Annotated in this window: 16 protein-coding genes; 10 read left to right on the top strand and 6 right to left on the bottom strand. The window is 63.2% G+C overall.

Annotation, left to right across the window (positions count from 1 at the left end; translation table 11 throughout):
• The first annotated feature begins 62 nt into the window (after positions 1-62).
• The 3 genes from adh to GL4_RS03930 all read left to right on the top strand — a co-directional run bounded on the left by adh (position 63) and on the right by GL4_RS03930 (position 2,439).
• Positions 63-1,583, top strand: coding sequence for an aldehyde dehydrogenase (adh, locus tag GL4_RS03940; protein WP_045364803.1), 1,521 nt, complete (start codon positions 63-65; stop codon positions 1,581-1,583).
• A gap of 84 nt (positions 1,584-1,667) precedes the next feature.
• Positions 1,668-2,078 (top strand): DUF779 domain-containing protein, encoded by a 411-nt coding sequence (locus GL4_RS03935; RefSeq protein WP_045364800.1) that lies wholly within the window; start codon positions 1,668-1,670, stop codon positions 2,076-2,078.
• Entirely contained in the window at positions 2,071-2,439 is a 369-nt protein-coding gene (locus GL4_RS03930) for a DUF779 domain-containing protein (protein WP_045364796.1), read from the top strand. Before GL4_RS03935 ends, GL4_RS03930 begins: the two co-directional genes overlap by 8 nt.
• Positions 2,440-2,459: 20 nt before the next feature.
• Here the strand turns inward: GL4_RS03930 and GL4_RS03925 are convergent, their stop codons facing one another.
• The 6 genes from GL4_RS03925 to GL4_RS03900 form a co-directional block, all read right to left on the bottom strand.
• Positions 2,460-4,208 carry a cation:proton antiporter domain-containing protein gene (locus tag GL4_RS03925; protein ID WP_045364793.1) on the bottom strand — a complete coding sequence of 583 codons (1,749 nt, stop codon included), beginning with the start codon at positions 4,206-4,208 and terminating at the stop codon, positions 2,460-2,462.
• Between the two features lie 278 nt (positions 4,209-4,486).
• On the bottom strand, positions 4,487-4,921 hold the full coding sequence (locus GL4_RS03920; RefSeq protein WP_156137377.1) for a hypothetical protein: 435 nt from the start codon (positions 4,919-4,921) through the stop codon (positions 4,487-4,489).
• A gap of 182 nt (positions 4,922-5,103) precedes the next feature.
• Positions 5,104-5,706 (bottom strand): sarcosine oxidase subunit gamma, encoded by a 603-nt coding sequence (locus tag GL4_RS03915; RefSeq protein WP_244462676.1) that lies wholly within the window; start codon positions 5,704-5,706, stop codon positions 5,104-5,106.
• Positions 5,699-8,671, bottom strand: a complete 2,973-nt coding sequence (locus GL4_RS03910) for a sarcosine oxidase subunit alpha family protein (RefSeq protein WP_045364784.1) — start codon at positions 8,669-8,671, stop codon at positions 5,699-5,701. The genes GL4_RS03915 and GL4_RS03910 overlap by 8 nt, the downstream gene beginning before the upstream one ends.
• Positions 8,672-8,678: 7 nt before the next feature.
• Complete coding sequence (locus GL4_RS03905) at positions 8,679-8,942, bottom strand: sarcosine oxidase subunit delta (protein WP_045364782.1); 264 nt, start codon at positions 8,940-8,942, stop codon at positions 8,679-8,681.
• A 9-nt stretch (positions 8,943-8,951) separates the two neighbouring features.
• A complete protein-coding gene (locus GL4_RS03900) occupies positions 8,952-10,202 on the bottom strand; it encodes a sarcosine oxidase subunit beta family protein (protein ID WP_045364779.1) in 1,251 nt (416 codons plus the stop codon).
• A 192-nt stretch (positions 10,203-10,394) separates the two neighbouring features.
• Here GL4_RS03900 and GL4_RS03895 point away from each other — a divergent pair, with 192 nt between their 5' ends.
• From GL4_RS03895 to GL4_RS03865, 7 genes are all read left to right on the top strand, one after another.
• Positions 10,395-11,351 carry a GlxA family transcriptional regulator gene (locus tag GL4_RS03895; RefSeq protein WP_045364775.1) on the top strand — a complete coding sequence of 319 codons (957 nt, stop codon included), beginning with the start codon at positions 10,395-10,397 and terminating at the stop codon, positions 11,349-11,351.
• A 97-nt stretch (positions 11,352-11,448) separates the two neighbouring features.
• Positions 11,449-12,150, top strand: a complete 702-nt coding sequence (locus GL4_RS03890) for a helix-turn-helix domain-containing protein (protein ID WP_045364767.1) — start codon at positions 11,449-11,451, stop codon at positions 12,148-12,150.
• A 115-nt stretch (positions 12,151-12,265) separates the two neighbouring features.
• The gene (locus GL4_RS03885; protein ID WP_045369380.1) at positions 12,266-13,156 is read left to right on the top strand and encodes a class II glutamine amidotransferase; all 891 of its coding nucleotides are present in this window, start codon (positions 12,266-12,268) and stop codon (positions 13,154-13,156) included.
• 2 nt (positions 13,157-13,158) lie between these two features.
• On the top strand, positions 13,159-13,848 hold the full coding sequence (locus tag GL4_RS03880) for a GltB/FmdC/FwdC-like GXGXG domain-containing protein (protein WP_045364764.1): 690 nt from the start codon (positions 13,159-13,161) through the stop codon (positions 13,846-13,848).
• Positions 13,848-15,173 carry an FMN-binding glutamate synthase family protein gene (locus tag GL4_RS03875; RefSeq protein WP_045364761.1) on the top strand — a complete coding sequence of 442 codons (1,326 nt, stop codon included), beginning with the start codon at positions 13,848-13,850 and terminating at the stop codon, positions 15,171-15,173. Before GL4_RS03880 ends, GL4_RS03875 begins: the two co-directional genes overlap by 1 nt.
• A gap of 60 nt (positions 15,174-15,233) precedes the next feature.
• Positions 15,234-16,538 (top strand): type III glutamate--ammonia ligase, encoded by a 1,305-nt coding sequence (glnT, locus tag GL4_RS03870; protein WP_045364758.1) that lies wholly within the window; start codon positions 15,234-15,236, stop codon positions 16,536-16,538.
• Entirely contained in the window at positions 16,538-17,038 is a 501-nt protein-coding gene (locus tag GL4_RS03865; RefSeq protein WP_244462675.1) for a GNAT family N-acetyltransferase, read from the top strand. Before glnT ends, GL4_RS03865 begins: the two co-directional genes overlap by 1 nt.
• The last annotated feature ends 22 nt before the right edge of the window (positions 17,039-17,060 follow it).

The following is a 17,060-nucleotide window of genomic DNA, read 5'->3' as shown; positions in this document are numbered from 1 at the left end:
TGAATTCGCCGCTCGTAGTTGGGTAAAAATGGCGAAATCGCCGAAAATCTAGGGAGATAACAATGCTTCACGAGGTCATCGAAACTCTGAATGCACGCGTGGCCATCCGGTCGCGGTACGACAATTTCATCGGCGGCGACTGGGTCGCCCCGGTGGACGGGCAGTATTTCGACAATATCAGCCCCGTCACTGGCAAGAGCGTCTGCCAGATCGCCCGCTCTCAGGCTGCCGATATCGAGCTCGCGCTCGACGCGGCCCACAAGGTGCGCGAGTCCTGGGGCAAGACGGCTCCGGCCGAACGCGCGAAGCTTCTCAACAAGATCGCCGATCGGATGGAGGAGAACCTCCAGCTTCTGGCGGCGGTCGAGACCATCGACAACGGCAAGCCGATCCGCGAGACCACGGCGGCCGACATTCCGCTGGCCATCGACCATTTCCGCTACTTCGCGTCTTGCGTTCGCGCGCAGGAAGGCACACTCGGCGAATTGGACCACGACACCGTTGCCTATCATTTCCACGAGCCTCTCGGCGTCGTCGGCCAGATCATTCCGTGGAACTTCCCGATTTTGATGGCGTGCTGGAAACTCGCACCCGCGCTTGCCGCCGGCAATTGCGTGGTGATGAAGCCGGCCGAACAGACGCCCATGTCGATCATGGTGCTGATGGACGTCATCGGCGACATCCTGCCTGCCGGCGTCCTCAACATCGTGAACGGTTTCGGCGTCGAGGCCGGTAAGCCGCTGGCCCAGAACCCGCGCATCGCCAAGATCGCGTTTACTGGCGAGACCACGACCGGGCGCCTCATCATGCAGTACGCCTCGGAGAACCTGATCCCGGTGACGCTGGAACTCGGCGGCAAGTCGCCGAACATCTTCTTCGCCGACGTGATGGCCGAGGACGACGATTATTTCGATAAGGCGCTCGAAGGCTTCGCGATGTTCGCCCTGAACCAGGGCGAGGTCTGCACCTGCCCGTCGCGCGCGCTGGTGCAGGAATCGATCTACGACCGCTTCATGGAGAAGGCGATCGCCCGCGTCGAGAAGATCAAGCTTGGCAACCCGCTCGAGATGGACACGATGATCGGCGCCCAGGCGTCCAACGATCAGCTCGAAAAGATCCTCTCCTATGTCGATATCGGCAATAAGGAAGGCGCAGAGTTGCTGACCGGCGGCGAACGGGCCGTCCATGAAGGCGACCTGGCCGAGGGATATTACATGAAGCCCACGGTATTCCGCGGCCACAACAAGATGCGCATCTTCCAGGAAGAGATCTTCGGCCCGGTTCTGTCGGTCACGACCTTCAAGGACGACGCGGAAGCGCTTGAGATCGCTAACGACACGCTCTACGGCCTCGGCTCCGGCGTGTGGACCCGCGACATCAACCGCGCCTACCACTTTGGCCGCGGCATTCAGGCCGGACGGGTTTGGACGAACTGCTACCACCTGTATCCGGCCCACGCGGCCTTTGGCGGCTACAAGAAGTCCGGCATCGGGCGCGAGACCCACAAGATGATGCTCGACCATTACCAGCAGACCAAGAACATGCTGGTGAGCTACAGCCCCAAAGCGCTGGGCTTCTTCTAAGCCGGACGGATCTGATCAAGACAATCGTCATTGACGGCCCGGCGGGTATACTCGCCGGGCCGTTTTACTTTAGAAGGCGAAGAGATGGTTGAGCGAGTTCTGGCAACGGATGCGGCTCTCGAGATCATCGACAAGCTCCGAACCAAGCACGGACCGCTGATGTTTCACCAGTCCGGCGGGTGCAGCTACGGATCCGCTCCAATGTGTCACCTCGACCGCGAGTTCGCGCTAGGCGTGAACGATATTCGCCTTGGTGAGATCGGCGGTTGCCCTGTTTACATGGACGCCGATCAGTTCGAAACTTGCCGGCACGCACAGCTGACGGTCGACGTGGCGGTCGGCCAGGGTTCTGCTTTTTCGATGGAGACTCCCGAGGGCCTCCGCTTCATCACGCGGAGCCGAGAATTCACCGACTCGGAAAAGGCGGCCTTGGAAATTGGTGACAAGTCCGGCGGCGACAGAGCGCGACACGAAGGAGACCGAGTTAATGGTTGAGCGGGTTTTGGCGACGGATGCGGCTCTCGAGCTGATCGACAAGCTCCGGGGCATGCATGGGCCGTTGATGTTTCATCAGTCCGGCGGGTGCTGTGACGGCTCCGCGCCGATGTGCTACCCGGCAGGCGAATTCCGCGTGGGCCAGAGCGACGTGCAACTCGGAGAGATCGGCGGGTGCCCCTTCTATATGAGCGCCGATCAGTTCGAGTATTGGAAGCACACGCAGCTCACGATCGACGTGGTCACGGGACGCGGCTCCGGGTTTTCTCTCGAGGCGCCGGAAGGCGTCCGGTTCCTGACGCGCGGCCGCGTTTTCACGGACGATGAAGCGGATGCGCTCGCGGCGGAAGCTGCCTCCTGAGAGAAAGCCGTGAAGCGCCTTTAGCGGCCGCGAATGGGACCGGCCGTCGCCATACTGGCCATCGCATCGGTGACGGGCCGCTTCAGACCATTCAGTTCTCCGAGCATGGCTTTGCCGATCTCATGCTCGCCCATCACCACGAAGTCCGCTCCGTGCTTGGCCAGGTGGTCGATTTCGGCCTCCGAATGGGCGCGGGCCACGATCCGGAGCTTCGGATTGATGGCACGGGCCTGCTCGACCACTTGCCCGCCTTCGAAAGCGTCGGGAATAGCCACCAGGAGACACCGCGCTTGGCCGAGATTGGCCGACTTGATGACCTCGGGATCGGCCGCATTGCCGTGCAAGGCCTCGATGCCGTTCGCGTTCAGCTCGGCGGCATCCTCTGCGTTGTCCTCGACGATGTAGACGGGGATACCCTTTTCCAGAAGTTGCTTTGAGACATACCGCCCCACGCGTCCGTGCCCGATCAGTACGACATGGTCGGTCAATGCCGTCTCAGGAATGGGCTCGCGGGTCGGCGTGGCTTCCTTCTCATCGCCTTCTTCTTCCGTCGCCTCGGGGGCGGCCTCTTCGGCACGCGTCTGGTCGCGCCGCGCGAAGTAACGGTCGAGCGCCCCGAACAGAAGCGGGTTCAGCAGGATCGTGATGATCGCCCCCGCCAGGATCAGATCGCGGCCCTCGTTCGGCAGGACACCCAAGGCCAAACCAAGGCTCGCGAGGATGAAGGAGAATTCACCGATCTGCGCGAGCGATGCCGAGATCATCAGGCCCGTGTCGGACGACTGGCCGAACAGACGCACCACGGCAAAGGCCGCGAGTGATTTGCCGATGATGATGATCACTACCGTCGCGAGCACGGCAAGCGGGGCATCGATCATGATGGCGGGGTGGAACAACATACCCACAGAGACGAAGAACAGCACCGCGAAGGCATCGCGCAGCGGCAGCGATTCCGTCGCCGCCTGTTGGCTGAGCTGCGACTCGCTCAGCACCATCCCGGCGAAGAAGGCGCCGAGCGCGAGGGACACGCCGAAGAGTTCAGCCGCGAGGAAAGCGAAGCCGAGCGCGATCGAAAGCACGGCGAGGCGAAACAGTTCGCGGCTGCCGGTGTGGGCAACGTAATGAAGCAGGGCCGGGATCAGCTTCTTGCCCACCACGAGCATCGCCAAGGTAAAGACGAGCAGTTTGCCGACCACCTCGGCGACCTGCCGCAGCATCACGCTCAAATCGGGTGGCGCTTCGCCCTGAAAGAGCCCGGTGATGGCCGGCAGAAGCACCAACGCGAGAACCATGGCGATGTCCTGAACGATCAGCCAGCCAATAGTGATCTTGCCGCGCTCGGTCTCGAGCAGACGGCGTTCCTGCAGCATGCGCAGGAGCACCACGGTACTCGCGACCGACAGGGAGAGACCGAAGATGAACCCGGCGGCCGGAGACCAGCCAAGCGCCCACCCGACCGCCATCCCGAGGGGCGTCGCGATAAGGCCCTGCGCAATGGCCCCGGGAATCGCGATGGCGCGGACCGACAATAGATCCTGCAGGGAGAAATGAAGCCCGACGCCGAACAGGAGCAGAATCACACCGACTTCGGACAGCTGGTTGGCGATGTTCTGATCGGCACCGACGGCGGGCGCGAAGCCGATGACGATCCCCGCCACCAGGTAGCCCACGAGCGGCGGGAACTTCAGCCGGTGCGCCACGAGGCCCAGGCTGAAAGCAAGCACCAGACCAATCGTCAGTGTCGAAACGAGTGGTGGCACATGTAGCATTTCAATCAGTCCCGGCTGGCCGTCGTCATCGTGGGAACGTGCGCGGGCCGACCTGGGAGTCAGCCGGCGGCAAGCCCCATCGTCCTCAATACGACATCCCTGCCGCCCTGTGACGAAAGTTTTGGTGTGGGCCAAGGTTTTTCAGAACCTTGGCAAAATTGGCACGATCAGCCCAGCCCACACAAAAAAAGGGCACGGTGAACGGCCCCCGTGCCTCTTCTTTTCGCGGATCTCGGGTCCGTGCCGGTCGCGCCGGGCGGACGCGTGTCCGGCGCGTCCTACATGGTCGACGCGCCGATGACCTCGTGATCGGAGATCACACAGTGCCAGGACCCGACCGCCGGAAAGTCGTGTAGATCCTGGCGCTGTTGCAGGAATTGCATGGCGGCCATGAAGCCGCCGCGGCCGATACAAGCGTTCGGCGACATGGCGTCGGCGAGGAATTCCATGGGCACGGGAACGTCGATGCAGCCCAGCGACACGAGCGCCGCCTTGCGCTCCTCGGGGGTCAGCGACTTCTCGTTGTCGTAAATCTTGCCCTGATTGGTCGGCTCAAGCGGGGTCTCTGCCGCGGGGCACGCCTTGACGATGAGCTGTACGTATACGGTCTTTTCTTTGTCCGCCCCCATGCGGGTCGGCTGGTCGGGTTCGGCCATGACGGGGCCGCAGAACAAAGCGCCGAGCGCGAAGGCAAGGATCACGGGAGATCTCATTGTCGTCTCTCACGTTTCGAGAGCTGACGGCCACGCTCTCACCGAGAATCTTGCCCGCGGCCGGCCGACGCCGCTTCGGGGCTGATGCCCCGACCTCCCCCAGTTAGAATAAGTCTAATAGGAACTGCCAGGATTCCCAAGCAGCTTGCCGTCCGCAAGGGCCGTGGCCACGCGTCAGCCGGTCACGATGTCGTGACGACATCCAGGCCGTATGCGGCTGCCGCTTCCTCGAGCCAGCCATAGAAACTGCCGGCAACGCTGCGAAAAACCGCCAGGTCGAAAGCCTCGCCGTCCCGCCAGACTAGGACGCCCATATGGCTGATATTGGTGACGGCCGCCGCCCCGTCGCCGAAGACGCCCGGGTCGAGATCGATAGCGAGCCCCTTGGCCAGCACATCGCGGACGGACGGCCCTTCGACGCGAACCACGGCCCGGCCGCTGCTGTGGTCGGCGACGGAAGCCAGACCTTCGAGCTTTGTGGCCAGATCGTTCGCCAGGGCTTCGTTCGCGTGCGTCTCGGATACGGCGAACCATTGACCGGGGCCGACGCCGACAAAGCGGACGCCCTTGCCTACGGCCGACACGGGCCCGTTCGGGAGCGCGACGCCATAGGCGGCTTGGACCGCGGCATCGAGAGCGGCCGCTTGACCTTTGCGAACCTCAAGCGTTGCCAGACCGAGATCGGCGCGCTCCTGCAAGGTAACGCCCGCCGGACCGTCGGATTTGCCATGGCGTCCCGGGACCGCCACACTCTCAAGAGCGGACATGGATTTCAGCTTAGACACGGAGTCGCCCCCCTTCCGGATCGACAAAGTGAGGACTGCACACCTCGGCGAGCGTTTCGTAGTTGCGCAACGGATCGCAGACCTTGACCACTTCGCCGTAGCGTGTAGGTCCGTCGGCCAGCATCGCCAGGCCAATGAAGCTCTTGAGCTCCGGCGAATAGGCCTGGGACGTCACATAGCCTTGATCGTTGGCGGCGACGGCGGCGGCATCCTTGGGAACAAGATGGGCGCCGGCGTTGATCCGCATCTTCGGATCGAGTGGCTTGAGGCCCACCATCGCAGCCCGCGCAGGTTCGTTCAGCGCCTCGCGCTCGCCCATGAAGCGGCCGATGAAATCCTTCTTCTTGGACATCATCTTCCCGAGCCCAAGATCATGCGCCGTGGTCTGACCGTTGAGCTCCGGCCCCGCGGCATGGCCCTTCTCGATCCGCATGACGCCGAGGGCGTCGGTACCGTAGGGCGCGATGCCATGTTCGGCGCCGGCGTCCATGATCGCGCGGATCAGCCCATCGCCGAACCGTGCGGGCACACCAATCTCGTAGGCGAGTTCGCCGGAGAACGAGAGCCGGAACAACCGAGCTGGCGTGCCGCCGCACACCGTAAAGGTCCCGCACGCCATGTAGGGGAAGGCTTCGTTCGAAATATCCTGGCCTGCATCGAGCAATGCCTCGATGACCTTGCGGGCGTTCGGCCCCGCGACGGCATACTGTGCCCATTGCTCGGTCTGCGACACGGTCTGCACGTCGAGCTCTGGCCACAGCACTTGCTGGCAGAACTCCAGGTGCTGACTGACCTTCACCGCGTTTGCCGTGGTGGTCGTCATGTAGAAGTGGTCCTCGGCGAGGCGCGCTGTCGTGCCGTCGTCCATGGCGAAGCCGTCCTCGCGCAGCATGAGCCCGTAACGCGCCTTGCCCACAGCGAGCTTGGAGAAGCCGTTGATGTAGACGAGATCGAGGAACGTTCCGGCATCGGACCCTTGCACGTCGATCTTGCCCAGCGTCGACACATCGCAGACGCCGACATTGGTGCGTGTGTTGGCGACCTCGCGATCGACGGTCTGTTGCGCCGTCTCCCCGGCCTTCGGGAACATCAGCGCGCGCATCCACGCGCCGACCTCGACAAACACGGCGCCCTGCTCTTCGGCCCAAGCGTGCGAGGGCGGCAGACGCGTGGGGCGGAAGTCCTTCCCGCGATGATGACCGGCGAGTGCGCCAATGGCCACCGGCGTAAAAGGTGGACGGAACGTGGTGGAGCCAACAGCGCCGAGATGCCGCCCCGTCGCCTCGGCCAGCACGGCCGCGCCGTTGAGATTCGACGTCTTGCCCTGGTCCGTCGCCATGCCGAGCGTGGTGTAGCGCTTGACGTGATCGGGCACGCGGAAACCTTCCCGCGCCGCGAGCTTCACGTCGGAGGCGGCAACGTCGTTCTGAAAATCGACGAAGGCCTTGCCGCTTCTGCTTTCGACATGCCACACGGGCGTGGCCGGGCCGGCGTTTGGCGCAGGCGCGGGACGGCTGGGCGCCGAGGGAGAGAATCCGCATTCCTCAGCAGATCCGGCACCCGCCGCCTCCCCGCTCGCCAGACAGGCTTGCAAAGAGAACTGACCCGCTGCGGCGCCCGCAACGCGCATGCCGGGCGGAAGCTTGCCTGGGACGAGGCAAGACAGGGCCTCGTCCCAGGCGGGCTTGCCGCCCAAATGGGTCGTGAGATTCAGCGCCGGATTCCAACCGCCGGACACCGCCAGAAGATCGCACGGGACCACAGTGACGGCACCTTGCGCATCCTTGATCCGGACGGACTTGATGCCATGGGCGCCACTGACGCCGTCGATGATTCCGTTGACGTAGATCGCCCCCGCCGCAGAGGCGACCTGTTCCGCCGCGGCGGAGCGCTGGGGCCTCGGGTCGACGATGGCGCGCACCGCGATGCCGGCATCCGCCAGGTCCGTGGCCGTCCGCAACGCATCGTGATTATCGGCGAAGATCACGGCATTGCGGCCGGGGGTGACGCCGAAGCGATTAACGTAGGCGCGCACGGCCCCCGCCAGCATCACGCCGGGGCGGTCGTTGTCGCCGAACACGATCGGCCGTTCGAATGCGCCGGCGCATAGAACTGATTGCTTGGCGACGATCCGCCAGAGGCGCTGCCGCGGCGAATGGGGTTCCGGCTCGGGAAGGTGATCGCCCACGCGCTCGACCGCTGCATAAATCCCGCCGTCATAAACGCCGAAGAGCGTCGTGCGCGGTAAGATACGGCAATTGGGAAGGCTCTCGAGTTCGGCTACCGCGGACTGCGCCCAGTCTTGCGTCGACTGACCGTCGATCTCGCCACGTTCCGCCAAGAGGCGGCCGCCCAGAGCGAAGTCCTCGTCACACAGAATAACGCGCGCGCCTGCCCGCGCGGCCGCCAAAGCCGCGGAAAGCCCGGCCGCGCCGGCGCCAATGACGAGGACATCGCAGAACGCATTCGTCTTCTCATACGTGTCGGGGTCGGGCTCCTTCGACGGATAGCCTAAGCCGGCGGCCCGGCGGATCATCGGCTCGTAGAGCTTCTCCCAGAAGGAGGCCGGCCACATGAAGGTCTTGTAGTAGAACCCGGCGCCGAAGATCGGCGAGGCCAGCTGATTCACCGACAGGAGGTCGTATTTCAGCGACGGCCAGCGGTTCTGGCTCGTGGCGTCCAAGCCGTCGTAGAGCTCGATCGTGGTCGCGCGCGTGTTTGGCTCACGCCGCGCACCGGTGCGAAGCTCGACCAGTGCATTGGGTTCCTCTGAGCCTGCTGTGAGAATGCCGCGCGGGCGGTGATACTTGAACGACCGGCCGACCAAACGAATACCGTTGGCGAGAAGCGCCGACGCCAGCGTGTCGCCCGGATGGCCCTGGAACTCCTGTCCATCGAAGCGGAACGACACCGTCTTACCCTGGTCGACAAGGCCTTTGCCCGATAGCCGATTGATCTGACCCATCGTCTTCTCAGCGCTCCTTCGCCACACGTTCGACGTCAACGATTTCATGGGTGGTGGTATCGCGCGTCACTTGAAGCCAAGCGTGGCAGCCCGCGCTGTGGTGCCAGAGCTCCTTGTGAAGACCGGCCGGATTGTCGCGGAGGTAGACGTAGTCGATCCAGGCGTCCCGCGCGGTCTCTTCGATGCTCTCGGGCCGCTTCACGGTCGCATCGCCGCGATAGGTGAACTCTTCGAGGTTACGCGCGCCGCAATAGGGACAGGTGATCCGCATAGCCCTTCCTCAGTGCAAATTCGGTTGGGCGCCCATGCCCTTCTCGTCGATCACACGGCCGGAGGCGAAGCGATCGAAGCGATAGGCTGCGGCGAAGGGATGAGACTGACCGGTGGCGATGAGATGGGCGAAGCACCACCCAGCGGCGGGTGTCGCCTTGAAGCCGCCGTAGCACCAGCCACCGTTGAAGTAGAGCCCGTCGATATGGGTTTGATCGATGATGGGCGACCCGTCCATCGACATGTCGAGCAGGCCACCCCAGGACCGGAGGATACGCAGACGCCCGATCGCGGGGATCAGCGCCATGCCGCCTTCGGCGACATCTTCGACAACAGGTAGATTCCCGCGTTGGGCATAGGTGTTGTAGCCATCGATGTCGCCACCGAAGACGAGACCGCCCTTGTCGGACTGGCTGCAATAGAAATGGCCCGCGCCGAAGGTGATAACCGTATCGAGCAGCGGCTTGATGCCTTCGGTGACGAAGGCCTGCAGCACGTGTGCCTCGATGGGCAGGCGCATGCCCGCCATCTCCGCCACCCGCGAGGAGCTTCCCGCGACGGACAGCGCGACTTTCTTGGCACCGATGAAGCCCTTTTCGGTCTCGACGCCGACGATGCGCCCGTTCTCGACACGGAAGCCCGTCGCCGCGCAGTTCTGAATGATGTCCACGCCGTGCTGGTCCGCCGAGCGCGCATAGCCCCAGACCACGGCGTCGTGGCGCACCGTGCCGCCGCGCGGCTGATATAGGCCGCCCTTGACGGGGAAGCGTGCGTTCTCGAAATCGACGAACGGCACCAGCGCCCGGACTTGTTCCTTGTCCAGCAGTTCGGCATCGGCGCCGTGAAAGCGCATGGCGTTGCCGCGGCGAACGAATGCGTCGCGTTGTCCATCGGAATGGAAAACGTTCAGCACGCCGCGCTGACTTACCATGGCGTTGTAGTTGATATCCTGCTCAAGCCCTTCCCAGAGCTTCATCGACCATTCGTAGAAGGGCTCGTTGCCGGGGAGCAGATAGTTGGAGCGCACAATCGTGGTATTGCGCCCCACATTGCCCGAACCGAGATAGGACTTCTCGATCACGGCGACATTCGTAATGCCGTGAACCTTGGCAAGGTAGTGCGCCGTGGCGAGTCCGTGCCCGCCGCCACCGACGATGACCACGTCGTAGGACGGCTTCGGTTCCGGCTCGCGCCAGACCGGTTTCCAGTTCCGGTTGCCGGTCAGTGCATTCGCGAAGAGGCTGGCGAGTGAGTAACGCATGAGCGCAACTGTGCGCGACGGTGTTTTTGTTGATTGACATTTTACGACATATACTTGAGCTTTCCCGCCTTTGGAGGATTACGACTTTTGGGATAGTCGAAAACGCGCGCCCGATGGGTCAGCATACGGCGCGTCCAGTCCCCATCCCATCGTGCGCAGGGCCCTCCAGCGCAACACGGTACGAGATGACGAATGACTCGTGATACCTCGGGCACAACTGTGGGCTTTTTGCTCGTCCCCGGCTTCGCGCTCATGTCGTACACCGCGGCAATCGAGCCGTTGCGCGCGGCGAACCTGCTGTCCGGCAAAACCCTGTATCGCTGGTGGCATGCGGCGCCGTCGGGGGAACCCGTCTCCGCGTCGAACGGCGTGGTGGTGCTACCGGACTGCGGCACGCGCACGGAAAGAACCGCCGATATGGTCTTCGTGTGCGCCGGGGGCAACCCGGCGACCTTCAACGACCGAACCACTTTTTCTTGGCTTCGCCGGCTGGCGCGCAAGGGTACGGTGCTCGGCGGGATCTCGGGCGGCCCGTTCCTCCTGGCACGCGCCGGGCTGCTGGACGATCGCCGGGTCACGCTGCATTGGGAGCACCTGCCGGCCTTTCGCGAGGCCTTCCCTCACGTGGCGGTGGTGCCGTCGCTCTTCGAGATCGACGGCAACCGCATTACCTGCTCGGGAGGCATTTCGGCGCTCGACATGATGGTGGCGCTGATCGAGCGGGACCACGGGCGTCCCCTGGCGGCTGCCGTGGGCGACTGGTTCCTGCATACACACATTCGCGAGGGCTACGGGCCTCAGCGCCTCGACCTGCGCTACCGCCTCGGCATCGCCGACGAGAAGGTGCTGCGCGTCTTGGGCGTGATGGAGATGAATCTCGAACAACCCGTCCCACGCGACGAGCTCGCGCAAGAAGCCGGGATATCGCTGAGACAGCTTGAGCGGTTGTTCCACGAATACGTGGGCCACGGCATTCACCAGCACTATCGCTGGCTTAGACTGGAACGGGCCCGTCATCTCCTGCGCGAGACGTCGCTCCCCGTCCTCGATGTGGCGCTCGCGACCGGTTTCGGCTCCGCCAGCCAATTTTCGCGGGCTTATGCGCAAACCTTCGGCGAGCCCCCCAGCCGTACACGAACGCTGACGTAGCAGTCGCGCCGGCCAAACCATTGGTGCTAGAGTTTTGGGCTGCCGGGAAAGGTGAGCTGCCGGCAAACTTTTCCATGAGGGCCACGGAGGGGGAGCCATGGCGTCACGATTGACTTCGAAGGAACTCCGCGCGCGCACCCAGACGAGAAAGCGATCGGCTGCGCGCAGCGAACCCGCCAAGCAGGCCGCGGCGCCCGCGTCGGTCACGGGCTCCAATGCCCCCTCGAACGACCTCAACCTCGAGGCGTCCATCGGCCGCCGAGTCCGCGCGCTGCGTCAGCGGCTCCAACTCACTGCGACCGATCTGGCGGCGCAGGCCGGGCTCTCACCGGGCATGTTGTCCAAGATCGAGAACGGCGGCACGTCCCCGTCGCTGTCGACGCTGAGGGCGCTTGCAGAGGCCCTGCATGTGCCCATGACGAGCTTCTTCGCCGATTTCGAGGAACGGCGCGATTGCTCCTTCGTGCCCGCCGGCCAAGGTGTCAGAATTGAGCGGCGTGGCACCAAAGCGGGCCACCACTACGAACTCCTGGGCCACTCCCTCGCCGGCGACATCGTCGTAGAGCCCTATTTGATCCGGCTCAGCAAGGACGCCAGCACCTACACGCAGTTCCAGCATGACGGGATGGAGTTCATTTATATGCTCAGCGGCAAGGTCGTTTACCGCCATGCAGACAAGCTCTACCCGCTGGGACCCGGCGACTCCCTTTTCTTTGACGCCGGCGCGCTCCATGGGCCCGAAGAACTTGTCACGACTCCAATGACTTACCTCTCCATCATCGTCTACCCGCGCCAATAGGCTGTCTCCCATACAGCCCTTGTATTTCCTCTTAGGAAAAATTATTTCTTGCTGGTTGACGCCGGCAGGCGCTTTGTCGCATGCTGCCGGCAGTGGAAAACTGGAGCACGATCACATGTGTGGGATTGTTGGACTATTCATAAAGGACCCCGCTCTCGAGCCTGAGCTCGGCCGCCTGACGGCACGCATGCTCGAGACCATGACGGGACGCGGGCCCGACAGTGCCGGTTTCGCCGTGTATGGCGCCGGTGAGGAAGGCCGAACCAAGATTACGCTGCGCGGCACGTCCGCCGGCGCCATCCGCGAGACTGTCTCGAATATCGAGAAGGCCTTCCCGGAGGCGAAAGCAGTACTGCATGATACTCATGCGGTCGTTTCGGTCCCGGACGAGGACGAGCGCCGTCTTGACGAATGGCTAGCGGCCGAGAGTCTCGACACCGAGATCGTGGGCCGCGGCAGCCGCATGGAGATTTTCAAGGAAGTGGGCTTGCCGGCCGAGGTCGCGGCCCGCTTCGGGCTCGCCACGATGAGCGGCACCCATGCCATCGGCCATACCCGCATGGCAACCGAGTCCGCTGTCACCACGAATGGCGCGCACCCCTACTCGACCGGCGACGACCAGTGCCTGGTCCATAACGGATCGCTCTCGAACCACAACAACCTCCGCCGCGAGCTTCGCCGCGAAGGCATGACGTTCGAGACGGAGAACGACACGGAAGTGGCCGCCGGTTACCTCACTCACCGCATGCACGAGGGGCTCTCCCTCGGCGACGCGCTGGAAGTGGGTCTTGAGGACCTGGACGGCTTCTACACCTTTGTCGTCGGCACCGAGAACGGCTTTGGCGTGCTGCGCGACGGCATCGCCTGCAAGCCCGCGGTCATGGCCGAAACCGATCAATACGTCGCCTTCGGATCCGAATACCGGGTTCTCGCCGACTTGCCGGGTATCGGCGAGGCGCGGATTTGGGAGCCGGAGCCCGCCACTGTTTACTTCTGGGAGCGCTGAGAATGCCGGAAATCGATCTTGGCGTTACGCCACTAAGAGAACTCAACGGGGCGCTGCACAAGCTCCCCAAAGACACGAACGAAACGCACTGGGTCATTGAGAACCCGGCCGGGCAGCACGCCATCGCCGCCGGTCTCGACGCACCGCTGAACGTCGAGATCAACGGTCCCGTTGGCTACTATTGCGCCGGCATGAACAAGCTTGCGACCGTGCAGGTTCACGGCAATGCGGGCGTTGGCGTCGCCGAAAACATGATGAGCGGCTTCGTGCATGTGAGCGGCGACGCAAGCCAGGCGGCTGGCGCGACGGGCCGCGGTGGACTCCTGCGCATCGACGGCAATGCGTCGTCGCGCTGCGGCATCTCCATGAAGGGCATCGATATCGTGGTGAAAGGCTCTGTCGGCCATATGAGCGCCTTCATGGCGCAGGCGGGCAATCTCATCGTGTTCGGTGACGCGGGCGATGCTCTTGGGGACTCCATCTACGAAGCCCGGCTGTTCGTCCGCGGCGGCGTAAAGAGTTTGGGCGCTGACTGCATCGAGAAAGAAATGAGAGACGAGCACAAGGCCGCCATTCACGACATCCTGACCAAGGCCGGATTCAACGGCGAGGTCGATCCATCCGAATTCAAGCGGTACGGCTCGGCTCGCCAGCTCTACAACTTCAATGTCGACCACGCTGGGGAATACTAATGGACGCGACACCAATTACGACACCGCGCAAGTCCGCGACGTTCGACGACTATACGCTGTCTGAGATTCGCCGGGCGGCAGCCAGCGGCATCTACGACATTCGCGGCGGCGGTGCGAAGCGCAAGCTGCCGAACTTCGACGATCTTCTCTTTCTGGGCGCGTCGATGAGCCGGTATCCGCTAGAGGGCTATCGCGAAAAATGCTCGACGGATGTGTGGCTGGGAACGCGGTTTGCGCAAAAGCCAATTCACCTCAAGATCCCAGTTACGATTGCCGGCATGAGCTTCGGCTCCCTGTCCGCGCAAGCCAAGGAGTCCCTTGGCCGCGGCGCCAGCAAGATGGGCACATCGACGACGACGGGCGACGGCGGCATGACCGAGGAAGAAAGAGGCCACTCTTCTATTCTCGTCTATCAGCTGCTTCCGTCCCGCTACGGCATGAACCCGGACGATCTGCGCCGCGCGGACGCGATCGAGGTCGTCATCGGCCAAGGTGCGAAGCCCGGCGGCGGCGGCATGCTGCTCGGCCAGAAGATCTCCGACCGCGTGGCCGAGATGCGGACCTTGCCGAAGGGCATCGATCAGCGTTCCGCCTGCCGTCATCCCGACTGGACGGGCCCCGACGATCTTGAAATCAAGATTCAGGAACTCCGGGAGATCACCGACTGGCAGAAGCCTATCTACATCAAGGTGGGTGGGTCGCGTCCCTACTACGACACCGCGCTTGCGGTGAAGTCGGGCGCCGACGTGGTGGTGCTGGACGGCATGCAAGGCGGCACCGCGGCGACGCAGGAAGTGTTCATCGAGCATATCGGCCTGCCCCTGCTCGGTGCGATCCGTCCGGCGGTCCAGGCTCTGCAGGACTTGGGCATGCATCGCAAAGTGCAACTGATCGTGTCCGGCGGCATCCGCTCGGGCGCGGACGTTGCCAAGGCGCTTGCCCTCGGCGCGGATGCCGTTGCGATCGGTACGGCCGCGCTCGTGGCCATCGGCGACAACGACCCGGCCTATGAAGAAGAGTATCAGCGCCTGGGTACGACGGCCGGCGCGTACGATGACTGGCACGAGGGCAATTGCCCGGCCGGCATCAGCACCCAGAACCCGGAACTGGCGAAGCGTCTCAATCCGGAACTCGGTGGACGGCGGCTGGCCAACTATCTCTCGGTGCTGACGCTCGAAGCCCAGACCATTGCGCGGGCTTGCGGCAAGAGCCACGTCCACAACCTCGAACCCGAGGATCTCGTAGCTCTCACCGTCGAAGCCGCCGCCATGGCTCAGGTGCCTCTGGCGGGTACGAAATGGATTCCGGGCCTGACCGGCAACTAGATTGAACACACATTCAGAGGCCCGCGCTTGCGGGCCTCTTCTCATATGAAAGGGACGATAATGGCGATCGATCTTGCGAAAGAGGCCCAGGACCGGGGCATCAAGTATTTCCTCATCTCATTTGTCGATTTGTTCGGAACCTTGCGCGCCAAACTGGCGCCGGCCAGTGCCATCTCGGATATGGCGAAGGAAGGCGCCGGTTTTGCCGGATTTGCGAGCTGGCTCGACATGACGCCGGCGCATCCGGATATGCTGGCCATTCCGGATCCGGACAGCCTCATCCAACTTCCTTGGAAACCGGAAGTCGGCTGGCTTGCCGCCGACCCGTACATGGACGGAAAACCTGTCGAACAAGCCCCCCGCAACGTCCTGAAGCGCCTGCTCAAGAAGGCGGAGGATGCCGGCTACACGATGAAGAGCGGCGTGGAGCCGGAATATTTCCTCGTCAGCGCCGACGGCGAGGCTCTTAGCGACGCCAGCGACATTCAAGCCAAGCCTTGTTACGACCAATCGGCATTGATGCGCCGTTTCGACGTGGTCCGCGAGATTTGCGACTGCATGCTGGAACTCGGCTGGGGGCCCTATCAGAACGACCACGAGGACGCGAATGGCCAGTTCGAAATGAACTGGGATTTCGCCGACGCTCTGACCACCGCGGACCGCATGGTGTTCTTCAAATACATGGTGAAAGCCATCGCGGAGAAGCACGGTATCCGCGCGACCTTCATGCCGAAGCCGTTCGCCCACCTCACGGGCAATGGCTGCCACATGCATTTGTCCATGTGGAACGGCGACAAGAACTTGTTCCAGGATTCCGATGACGCGCTTGGCCTCTCCAAGGACGCATACAACTTCATCGGCGGCCTGATCGACCACGCGGACGAGATCTGCTCGATCACCAATCCCACGGTCAACTCGTACAAACGCATCAATGCGCCAGTGACGTCGTCCGGGGCGACTTGGGCGCCCAACACCGTGACATTCGCCGGCAACAACCGTACGCACATGATCCGCGTGCCCGGCGGCGGCCGGTTTGAATTCCGTCTCGCCGATGGTGCGACGAATGCCTACCTGTTCCCGGCCGTTGTGCTGGCCAGCGGCCTGGACGGCATCGCCAAAAAATCCGATCCGGGCAAACCGCTCGACATCGACATGTACGCGGAGGGCTACAAGGCACCTGCCAACGTCAAAAAGCTGCCGCTCAATCTTCTCGACGCCCTTCGGCTGACAGACGGCTCGGAAATGCTGCGGCGCGAGCTCGGCGATGAGTTCGTGGATGCCTACGTCAAGCTGAAGATGAAGAACTGGAACGAGTTCTCGCGCGAACTCACGAGCTGGGAGCGGGCCAACACGCTCGATTGCTAGTGTCGGATGCCGCAGAGATACTGATCCGTGATCCGGACCCGCGCGATGAGGCGGCTTGGCGCCGCCTCTGGTCCGGCTACACGAAGTTCTACCAAGTCGATGTGCCCAAGGCGGTGACCGCTCTTACCTGGTCCCGCATTCTCGATCCGGATAGTCCGGTGTTCGCGCGTATCGCGGAGATGGGCGGCGACATCGCAGGCTTTGCGATCTCGACGCTTCATCCCTCGACTTGGACGGCAGGGCCGAACTGCTATCTCGAGGATCTCTTCGTCGATCAAAATATGCGCGCTCGCGGCATTGGGCGCGCGCTGATCGACGACCTCCTCCATCTCGCCAAAAAGAAGGGCTGGGACCGGCTCTACTGGCACACTGACGCCGGGAACGAGACCGCCCGCGCGCTTTACGACCGCTATACGAAAGCCGACAGTTTCGTGCGCTACCGCATTCCCCTAAGCGACTATATCGAATGGGGTAATAGCGACCGCGAAGCGATCGGTTAAACTCGTGGCCAAGCAGTCCGGC

This window comes from Methyloceanibacter caenitepidi, from assembly GCF_000828475.1.
Taxonomy (GTDB): domain Bacteria; phylum Pseudomonadota; class Alphaproteobacteria; order Rhizobiales; family Methyloligellaceae; genus Methyloceanibacter; species Methyloceanibacter caenitepidi.
Note: the sequence above shows the minus strand (reverse complement) of the source record. Positions and strands in the feature narration are given on the sequence as shown.

Coding starts and splice junctions, on each gene's coding strand:
- GL4_RS03905 (WP_045364782.1), bottom strand. CDS start 8,942: ATGCGGATCACCTGTCCCTATTGCGGCGCGCGTAACCTCGAAGAGTTC.
- GL4_RS03920 (WP_156137377.1), bottom strand. CDS start 4,921: ATGAGATCTCCCGTGATCCTTGCCTTCGCGCTCGGCGCTTTGTTCTGC.
- GL4_RS03895 (WP_045364775.1), top strand. CDS start 10,395: ATGACTCGTGATACCTCGGGCACAACTGTGGGCTTTTTGCTCGTCCCC.
- GL4_RS03900 (WP_045364779.1), bottom strand. CDS start 10,202: ATGCGTTACTCACTCGCCAGCCTCTTCGCGAATGCACTGACCGGCAAC.
- GL4_RS03880 (WP_045364764.1), top strand. CDS start 13,159: ATGCCGGAAATCGATCTTGGCGTTACGCCACTAAGAGAACTCAACGGG.
- GL4_RS03875 (WP_045364761.1), top strand. CDS start 13,848: ATGGACGCGACACCAATTACGACACCGCGCAAGTCCGCGACGTTCGAC.
- GL4_RS03930 (WP_045364796.1), top strand. CDS start 2,071: ATGGTTGAGCGGGTTTTGGCGACGGATGCGGCTCTCGAGCTGATCGAC.
- GL4_RS03885 (WP_045369380.1), top strand. CDS start 12,266: ATGTGTGGGATTGTTGGACTATTCATAAAGGACCCCGCTCTCGAGCCT.
- GL4_RS03925 (WP_045364793.1), bottom strand. CDS start 4,208: ATGCTACATGTGCCACCACTCGTTTCGACACTGACGATTGGTCTGGTG.
- adh (WP_045364803.1), top strand. CDS start 63: ATGCTTCACGAGGTCATCGAAACTCTGAATGCACGCGTGGCCATCCGG.
- GL4_RS03910 (WP_045364784.1), bottom strand. CDS start 8,671: ATGGGTCAGATCAATCGGCTATCGGGCAAAGGCCTTGTCGACCAGGGT.
- glnT (WP_045364758.1), top strand. CDS start 15,234: ATGGCGATCGATCTTGCGAAAGAGGCCCAGGACCGGGGCATCAAGTAT.
- GL4_RS03935 (WP_045364800.1), top strand. CDS start 1,668: ATGGTTGAGCGAGTTCTGGCAACGGATGCGGCTCTCGAGATCATCGAC.
- GL4_RS03890 (WP_045364767.1), top strand. CDS start 11,449: ATGGCGTCACGATTGACTTCGAAGGAACTCCGCGCGCGCACCCAGACG.